The sequence below is a fragment of the Clavibacter lycopersici genome (assembly GCF_003576405.1).
Lineage (GTDB): Bacteria > Actinomycetota > Actinomycetes > Actinomycetales > Microbacteriaceae > Clavibacter > Clavibacter lycopersici.
Map to the genome: position 1 here is coordinate 1 of NZ_QWGT01000189.1, position 5,595 is coordinate 5,595.

Here is a 5,595-nt window from a genome sequence, read left to right on the forward strand (position 1 = left end):
CGCCGCCGCCGCGACGGTGGCACCGGCCGCGGCCGCGCCCGGCGCGACGCGCACCCCTCCGACGCCCGGATAGGCTCGCCGGGTGCGTCTCGTCATCGCCCGCTGCTCCGTCGACTACGCCGGCCGCCTCAGCGCGCATCTCCCCCTCGCCACCCGCCTCCTCATGATCAAGGCCGACGGGAGCCTGCTCGTCCACTCCGACGGCGGCTCCTACAAGCCCCTCAACTGGATGAGCCCGCCCTGCACGATCGTCGAGGTCGAGCCCGACGACGTCCAGGCGCTCGCGGGCGTCCGCGAGATCTGGCGCGTCGTGCAGCCGAAGACGGCCGACATGCTCGTCGTCTCCATCCACGAGGTGCTGCACGACACCGCGCACGACCTCGGCATCGACCCGGGCCTCGTGAAGGACGGCGTGGAGGCGCACCTGCAGAAGCTGCTGGCCGAGCAGATCCACCTGCTGGGCGACGGCCACGAGCTGGTGCGCCGCGAGTACATGACCGCCATCGGGCCGGTCGACATCCTCGCGCGCGACGCGTCCGGGAGGTCGGTCGCGGTCGAGCTGAAGCGCCGCGGCGACATCGACGGCGTCGAGCAGCTCACGCGCTACCTCGAGCTGATGAACCGGGATCCGCACCTCGCGCCGGTCACGGGCGTCTACGCCGCGCAGGAGATCAAGCCGCAGGCCCGCACGCTCGCCGAGGACCGCGGCATCCGCTGCCTCCTCCTCGACTACGACGCCATGCGCGGCATGGACGACGGGCACTCCCGCCTGTTCTGATCCGCGCCAATTAATTGTGGCCAGTCACCCATACGGACTGCCGCACTTGACTGCATTCGCCACAGTTTCGGTCGACAAAAGCGACGAAAATTACACGAAGGTAGCGTAGATACATGTAAATCCCCCGCAGGGATCTCTCGCAGAGCGCTCCCCATCATAGGCAACCGACAAGCAAACCTTTGCATTTCAGGTGACGGAAGGTTAGCAGCGTCATAGACATCTCGCAGACGTAGCGTCGATTGCTTGCGTTAAGCGCTGTTAGCGACCCGGCCGACTTGCGAAGAAGCCCGTTGGTCCGTGGAGAGTTAAAGCAGACCTCGACTGCGCATCCTGTATACTCACTAACTTCTGTAAGATGCATTCCGAAAGGTCATACGTCCTCATGCCGCAACTCGACCACATTATCCACGGAGATTGCATCGTCGAGCTGAAGAAACTGAAGGATCATTCAGTGGATCTTGTCATATTAGATCCCCCGTATTGGAAAATTGTGAACGAGCGGTGGGACTTCGAATGGCGAACTAAGAATGAATACGTGGACTGGTGCCTTGAGTGGCTCACGGAAGTTAGTCGCGTCATCAAGCGTTCCGGAAGTTTATACATATTCGGCTATACGCGAAATCTGGTATATCTGTATGCGTCGCTCGCCGAACTGGGGTTTACCTTCCGGCAAGAAATTGTTATTGATAAGGGACTACGTAGCCTTGGTGGGCGCAAAACAAGCACTTATAAAATGTTTCCAACTACTACGGAAACGGTTTGGTTCTTTCAGTTCAACTCAAAACCGTTCATAAAAGACTTCCTGAAAACGCGCCAGAAGGCACTCGGCCTCAAGGCCTACGAAATCAACCAGCAGCTTGGGGTTAAGGCCAATGGCGGCGGGGTCTGGTCGCTCTACACGGGTAACAATATTCTTGCCCAGGTCCCGACAGAAGAAATGTGGGGACGACTGCAAGAGGTACTTCAATTCGATATGCCCTGGTCGGAAGTTGGTGCCACCTTTAATATTGAGATGGGATACACAAACGTTTGGACGGACATTAACTTTTATTCGGAACGCAGGCATCATCCGACTCAAAAGCCTATTCCCTTGATCGAGCGAATCATTAAAGCAAGCACCAATCCAGGCATGGTGGTTTTAGATCCCTTCATGGGATCCGGAACTACAGCTTTAGCATGCCTTAATCTTAACCGTCATTTTATCGGGATCGAGAAAGATGAAGAGTATGTGAGGATTTCCGAGCGCCGGATAAGCTCCCATTCGGTCCAGGATACGCTCGACTATTAGCTTGAGAAGCGGTTGTAAGGGACAGCTTGCGGAACCGGAGAGCTCGTACTACGTAGCAGCATCCCCGATCGCGCGTTCTCGTCAAAATGCTTGAGGGCACCGCGCATAAAATTGAGTCTCTTAAAACTTCTGAATTGCTCCGCCGAAACTCCTGGTTGCAGAAGAGCCGTCAAGGTATCGTCGGGAAGTGTCTTTACAAGGTCCATCTCAGCCTTACCAAGAATACTACTCGGCATCAAATCGGACTCCAGAGCAGATCTGTCCGCATGGGGCTGAACGTAGTGATCAACAGTCACACGAGGGTCCAAATCCGCATCACTTACAGTGCAGCTGAAGACTTTGATAGGATTTGACATATAGAACTGGAAGGAATAGGGCCAAAAGTTTTTTGGGGCCGGATTTGAATTCGGATCAATAGCCTTACGTCCAAGGTAAATGTTGCGGTAATATTCTTCCATCAGTGTAGTGAAATGGCGGTTTCGCGGATTTTTAGGCCAGATTTCCCAGGCTTGGAATCTTAAAACGGAGAAGTCGTTATCCGTGAAGTGAGGGTGGTCTCCGAGGACGATAAGTACGCGATCCACATCTTGCGTAAGAAGTCGAAGCTCTGCTTCAGATCTGATCCCGAAAAGCCACTTAGAATCGTCTTTACGTTGGATTTCGGCACTGCCGCAGGCCGGACACTGATTCTCGAGCCGGGCGACGGATGCATTACAGTTTTTGCATTTGTCGAGCTGGTCGATTCGACTACAAGACTTAACTTCGGAACCGTCGATAAGGTCATGTCCGCGAGCCCCAGTACGACTTCCCTCAACACCGGTGATCAGTGAGGCAAGGTGCTGCCCGGGGTAACCAATTTTAACGTTTGGGGTCTGCTTAGTGGTTCTCGACCACTTAATTAATTCTCGCCGGGGGCGAAGCATAAGATCGTCGAGCAACTCTACGATTTTATGCTCGTTATCGTCAATGCTGATTTTGGAGGCGTCGGGCTGCATATTTCTACAGTACTAGAAACGAAACAGTTATTCTACAGCAGGGGAAACTTTGGGTTCAAAAAGTTCCCGAGCGTCCGACTTTTGCGTCCCCTCGAAGCATCGCACTCCTTGGCTGGTGTTCAACCCGTCACCTGATGCATTCAATACAACGGGAGCGCTCTATTGGATTGCCTGGCGCTTCGAGATCATCTAGGGCTGGCCCCGTGCGCGTCAGATACTCACTGCGGGGTGCCGCCGTGGCGTTGGCGGCGACAACGAGCGGCATTCGCAATTCACGCCCACGACAGGGTCGTGTCACCGAACACTGGCACGCCTCAATACAACTCGATAGACAACCCTCGTAGGGTGGCCGCGTGACCGCCACGAACACGACCACGACCACGCCGTCCTCGCACGCCACGGGCTCCGCGCCCTGGAGCTGCATCCTCTTCGACCTCGACGGCACCATCACCGACTCGGCCCCCGGGATCACGGCCCAGCTCGCGAAGACGCTCGTCTTCATGGGGCTGCCCGTGCCCTCCCCGGCGCACCTCCTCGAGTACGTGGGCCCGCCCATCCTCGACTCCTTCCGCGACCTCGCGGGCATGGACGACGACGCCCAGCAGCGCGCGCTCGCCCACTACCGCGAGGGCTACGCGGGCGGCGGCGTCTTCGACAGCTCGGTCTACGCCGGCGTGCCCGAGGTGCTGCGCGCGATCCACGCGGCCGGCATCCCGCTCTCCCTCGCCACCAGCAAGCCCGAGTCGCAGGCCCGCCGCGTGCTCGACCACTACGGCCTCACCGACCTCTTCACCGAGATCTGCGGCGCGAGCGAGGACGAGGTGCGATCGGCGAAGGCCGACGTCATCGAGGAGGCGCTGCGCCGGCTCCGCGCGGCGGGCGTCGACCTCGGCAACGTGGTGATGGTGGGCGACCGCGAGCACGACGTGCTCGGGGCCGCGGCCCACGGGATCCCGACGGTGATGGTCGACTGGGGCTACGGCGGACCGGCCGAGGCCGCGGGCACCATCGCGGTGGTCGAGACGGCTGCCGAGCTCGAGGCCCGACTGCTCCCGGCGGCCGCGCGACCCGCCGCCTGACCCACCCGCTCCGAATCCCTCACAAGCAGGAGCGTTTCCACAGATCCGGCTGCCGGAGCCGTTCGGCCCCGGGGTTAGCAACACGGAGTGACAGAATGACCCGCGGAGGAACCATGTCAACACCGCAGGACCTGCAGGACCCGCTCGCGCTCGACAGGCAGGTCAGCTACTCGCTCGTCGTCGCCGCCCGCAGCGTGACCGCCCTCTACCGACCCATCCTCGACCCGCTGGGGCTCACCCACCCCCAGTACCTCGTGCTCCTCGCCCTCTGGGCGCGCGGACCCCGGTCGGTCAAGGACCTGAGCCACGAGCTCCAGCTCGACAGCGCCACGCTCTCCCCTCTCCTCAAGCGGCTGGAGGCCATGGGCCACGTGTGGCGCGTGCGCCGGGCGACGGACGAGCGCGTGCTCGAGATCGGCCTCACCGACCAGGGCCGCGAGCTCCGCGAGAAGGCCGTCGCCATCCCGCAGCAGATCCGCGACCGCCTCTCCATGACGGAGGAGCAGCTCGAGAGCCTCAAGGGCGTGCTGAGCCAGGTCATCGACAACGCGAAGGCGCTTCCCGAGACCATCTGAGCGGACCCGGCCACCCGCGTCATCCGCACGACCGCACCACCCGATCGGAGCGCGACCAGTGAGCGACACGGTCCGCGCGGTGCTCCTGCTGGAGTGCTACGTCACCGTCACGCTCCTGGCGCCGCTCCTCCTCGGCCGCCTGCCGCTCGTCGCGCAACGGCCGGTCGCGATGCTCGCCGCGTGGCACGGGTTCCTCATCACGGCGGTGCTGAGCCTCGGATCCGGGCTCGGCCTCCTCATCCACCAGGGCATGGCGATGCAGGTCGGCGCCGGCCCGGAGCAGGACGCGGGCACGGCACCGCTGGCGGCGATCCCGCTGGCCTACGTGGCCGCCGGCGTGCTCGGCGTTCTGCTGTTCCGCATCGTGGAGGAGGGCGGACGCGTGGTGCGCGAGGCCCGGCGCCGGGCCGGCGAGGTGGCCACGCTGCTGCTCGCCTCGCGGCCGTACCGGGTCGCCGGGCGGGACGCGCGCCTCGTGGAGTCCGACGTGCCGCTCGCCGCGCTCTCCCCCGCCACCGGCGTGATCCTCCTCACCACCGAGGCCCGCGCCCGCCTCGACGACGACGAGCTCGCGGCCGTCCTCGAGCACGAGACTGCGCACCTGGAGCAGCGGCATGCGCTCGCGGTGCGCATCGCCCAGGTCTCCCGTGCGATCCTCCCGGCCCTCCCCGCGAGCCAGCGCCTCGCGCTCTCCACCACCATCGCGATCGAGTTCATCGCCGACGACCACGCGGCCCGCGCCACCGCCCCGGCCACGGTCGCGGCGGCGCTCAGCAAGCTGGATCCCGACGGCGGCCTCTCCGCCCTCCGCGCCGACCGCATGCGCCACCCCCGCGGCGGGCACCGGGTGGCGCTGCGGCTGCTGTGCGCGGTCGCGTGC

6 protein-coding genes are annotated in these 5,595 nt (G+C 62.6%); 5 read left to right on the forward strand and 1 reads right to left on the reverse strand.

The features are described 5' to 3' along the window. Positions 1-82: 82 nt before the first annotated feature. Positions 83-778, forward strand: coding sequence for an endonuclease NucS (gene nucS, locus DZG00_RS11650; RefSeq protein ID WP_119382459.1), 696 nt, complete (start codon positions 83-85; stop codon positions 776-778). Positions 779-1,160: 382 nt separating this feature from the next. Beyond that, on the forward strand, positions 1,161-2,066 hold the full coding sequence (locus DZG00_RS11655; RefSeq protein WP_119382460.1) for a DNA-methyltransferase: 906 nt from the start codon (positions 1,161-1,163) through the stop codon (positions 2,064-2,066). Here DZG00_RS11655 and DZG00_RS11660 read toward each other — a convergent pair. Further along, positions 2,063-3,061 (reverse strand): MamI family restriction endonuclease, encoded by a 999-nt coding sequence (locus tag DZG00_RS11660; RefSeq protein ID WP_119382458.1) that lies wholly within the window; start codon positions 3,059-3,061, stop codon positions 2,063-2,065. The two genes, DZG00_RS11655 and DZG00_RS11660, sit on opposite strands and share 4 nt — an antisense overlap. 353 nt (positions 3,062-3,414) lie before the next feature. Between DZG00_RS11660 and DZG00_RS11665 the strand changes: the two genes are divergently transcribed. The 3 genes from DZG00_RS11665 to DZG00_RS11675 all read left to right on the forward strand — a co-directional run. Next, a complete protein-coding gene (locus DZG00_RS11665; protein WP_119382457.1) occupies positions 3,415-4,140 on the forward strand; it encodes an HAD family hydrolase in 726 nt (241 codons plus the stop codon). Positions 4,141-4,253: 113 nt separating this feature from the next. Further along, a complete protein-coding gene (locus DZG00_RS11670; protein WP_086515563.1) occupies positions 4,254-4,715 on the forward strand; it encodes a MarR family winged helix-turn-helix transcriptional regulator in 462 nt (153 codons plus the stop codon). 58 nt (positions 4,716-4,773) lie between these two features. After that, positions 4,774-5,595, forward strand: an 822-nt coding sequence (locus DZG00_RS11675; protein WP_119455645.1) for a M48 family metalloprotease, incomplete at its 3' end; no start/stop codon positions are given.